1 rRNA gene is annotated in these 3,380 nt (G+C 55.8%); it reads right to left on the minus strand.

Annotated features, from left to right (window positions below):
• Window positions 1-170: 170 nt before the first annotated feature.
• A 23S ribosomal RNA gene (locus ACSMHG_RS19460) occupies window positions 171-3,301 on the minus strand.
• Between the last annotated feature and the right edge of the window lie 79 nt (window positions 3,302-3,380).

Genomic DNA, 3,380 nt, shown 5'->3' on the forward strand with positions numbered 1-3,380 from the left:
CTGTTGCCGGCGGGGTGTTTCCAGGTCTCTGTTCACATGTGATGGATCGTGTGCGCCACCCAGGCACCCCGCCAAGCGGGGGCACCACGGGAGCGTGTGTGGTGAATTGGTTCGTGGACGCGAGCACTCGAGGAAACAACACGTTGGTTGTTGTCTTGGTTGAGTGAGTGTGGGACAAGCCCTCGGCCTATTAGTACCGGTCGGCTAGGCATTACTGCTGTACACCTCCGGCCTATCAACCCAGTGTTCTGCTGGGGGCCTTACCCACTTGACGTGGTGGGAAACCTCATCTTGAAACGTGCTTCCCGCTTAGATGCATTCAGCGGTTATCACTTCCGAACGTAGCTAACCAGCCGTGCCCCTGGCGGGACAACTGGCACACCAGAGGTTCGTCCATCCCGGTCCTCTCGTACTAGGGACAGCCTTTCTCAAGTTTCCTGCGCGCGCGGCGGATAGGGACCGAACTGTCTCACGACGTTCTAAACCCAGCTCGCGTGCCGCTTTAATGGGCGAACAGCCCAACCCTTGGGACCTGCTCCAGCCCCAGGATGCGACGAGCCGACATCGAGGTGCCAAACCATCCCGTCGATATGGACTCTTGGGGAAGATCAGCCTGTTATCCCCGGGGTACCTTTTATCCGTTGAGCGACCACGCTTCCACATGCCGTGGCCGGATCACTAGTTCCGACTTTCGTCCCTGCTCGACATGTCTGTCTCACAGTCAAGCTCCCTTGTGCACTTACACTCGCCACCTGATTGCCAACCAGGCTGAGGGAACCTTTGAGCGCCTCCGTTACATTTTAGGAGGCAACCGCCCCAGTTAAACTACCCATCAGGCACTGTCCCTGATCCGGATTACGGACCTAGGTTAGACATCTAGTACGACCAGAGTGGTATTTCAACGATGACTCCACACTCACTGGCGTGAATGCTTCACAGTCTCCCACCTATCCTACACAAGCCGAACCAAACACCAATACCAAACTATAGTAAAGGTCCCGGGGTCTTTCCGTCCTGCCGCGCGTAACGAGCATCTTTACTCGTAGTGCAATTTCGCCGAGTCCACGGTTGAGACAGCGCCCAAGTCGTTACTCCATTCGTGCAGGTCGGAACTTACCCGACAAGGAATTTCGCTACCTTAGGATGGTTATAGTTACCACCGCCGTTTACTGGGGCTTAAGTTCTGAGCTTCACCACTTACGTGGCTGACCCGTCCCCTTAACCTTCCAGCACCGGGCAGGAGTCAGTCCGTATACATCGTCTTACAACTTCGCACGGACCTGTGTTTTTAGTAAACAGTCGCTTGGGCCTGGTCTCTGCGGCCATCACCGCTACCACCCGCGAAGGGTGTCACGGATCCGGCCCCCCTTCTCCCGAAGTTACGGGGGCATTTTGCCGAGTTCCTTAACCATGGTTCGCTCGATCGCCTTGGTATTCTCTACCTGATCACCTGAGTCGGTTTGGGGTACGGGCGGCGCGTAGCTCGCTAGAGGTTTTTCTCGACAGCATAGGATCACCCACTTCCCCATACGGGTCCCCATCAGATCTCAGACTCGGCATTGAAGCCAGAACAGCGGATTTGCCTACCGTTCGTCCTACATCCTTGGCCACGGACAACCATCGCCGTGGTTGGGCTGCCTTCCTGCGTCACCCCATCGCTTGACTACTACCAGCTCGGGTCCCACGCTCCGCCACACCCCCTCACCCCGAAGGGATCGGTGAGTGTGGTTTCGGGTGGTTAGCATCACCGGGTTCGTCATGGGCGCTACTTTGCCGGTACGGGAATATCAACCCGTTGTCCATCGACTACGCCTGTCGGCCTCGCCTTAGGTCCCGACTTACCCAGGGCAGATTAGCTTGACCCTGGAACCCTTGATCATTCGGCGGCAATGTTTCTCACATTGCATTCGCTACTCATGCCTGCATTCTCACTCGTGTCGCGTCCACCCCTAGGTCACCCTGGAGCTTCACTCGCGACACGACGCTCCCCTACCCATCCACACACCTGAACCATGAAGGCTAGGAGAATATGTGAATGCCATAGCTTCGGCGGATGACTTGAGCCCCGCTACATTGTCGGCGCGGAATCACTTGACCAGTGAGCTATTACGCACTCTTTCAAGGGTGGCTGCTTCCAAGCCAACCTCCTGGTTGTCAATGCGACTCCACATCCTTTTCCACTTAGTCACCGCTTAGGGGCCTTAGCTGATGGTCTGGGCTGTTTCCCTCTCGACTACGGAGCTTATCCCCCGCAGTCTCACTGCTGCGCTCTCACTTACCGGCATTCGGAGTTTGGCTAACGTCAGTAACCTGGTCGGGCCCATCGGCTATCCAGTGCTCTACCTCCGGCAAGAAACACGCAACGCTGCACCTAAATGCATTTCGGGGAGAACCAGCTATCACGAAGTTTGATTGGCCTTTCACCCCTATCCACAGGTCATCCCCTCAGTTTTCAACCTAAGTGGGTTCGGTCCTCCACGCGGTCTTACCCGCGCTTCAACCTGCCCATGGATAGATCACTTCGCTTCGGGTCTTGATCGTGCTACTCAAACGCCCTATTCGGACTCGCTTTCGCTACGGCTTCCCCACACGGGTTAACCTCGCAACACAACGCAAACTCGCAGGCTCATTCTTCAAAAGGCACGCCATCACCCCAACACCCACAAGGGGCAGCCGGGCTCTGACGGATTGTAGGCACACGGTTTCAGGTACTATTTCACTCCCCGCCAGGGGTACTTTTCACCTTTCCCTCACGGTACTTGTCCGCTATCGGTCATCAAGGAGTATTTAGGCTTAACGGGTGGTCCCGCCAGATTCACACGGAATTTCAGGGGTTCCGTGTTACTTGGGATACCGCTTCAGAGACACAACCTTACGCATACGGGGCTATCACCCTCTACGGCGCCACTTTCCAATGGACTTCGACTTCGATTGCGTTTTCTTACTCTGTGCCAGTCCGGCAGAACTGACCAAACGGTCCCACAACCCCCCATACGCAACCCCTGCCGGGTATCACACGTACGAGGTTTGGCCTCATCCGATTTCGCTCGCCACTACTCTCGGAATCACTATTGTTTTCTCTTCCTGTGGGTACTGAGATGTTTCACTTCCCCACGTTCCCTCCACACACCCTATATATTCAGGTGCAGGTAACTGGACATGACTCCAGCTGGGTTCCCCCATTCGGAAATCCCCGGATCACAGCTCGGTTGCCAACTCCCCAGGGCTTATCGCAGGCTCCTACGTCCTTCATCGGCTCTTGATGCCAAGGCATCCACCATGTGCCCTTCATAGCTTGTCTCACAAACACTCAACGAAGACAACAAACTACAAAGACCAAGCAACACCCACCAACCACCACACACACATGTGCATGCGCC

Source organism: Nocardioides ureilyticus (assembly GCF_051280745.1).
Taxonomy (GTDB): domain Bacteria; phylum Actinomycetota; class Actinomycetes; order Propionibacteriales; family Nocardioidaceae; genus Nocardioides.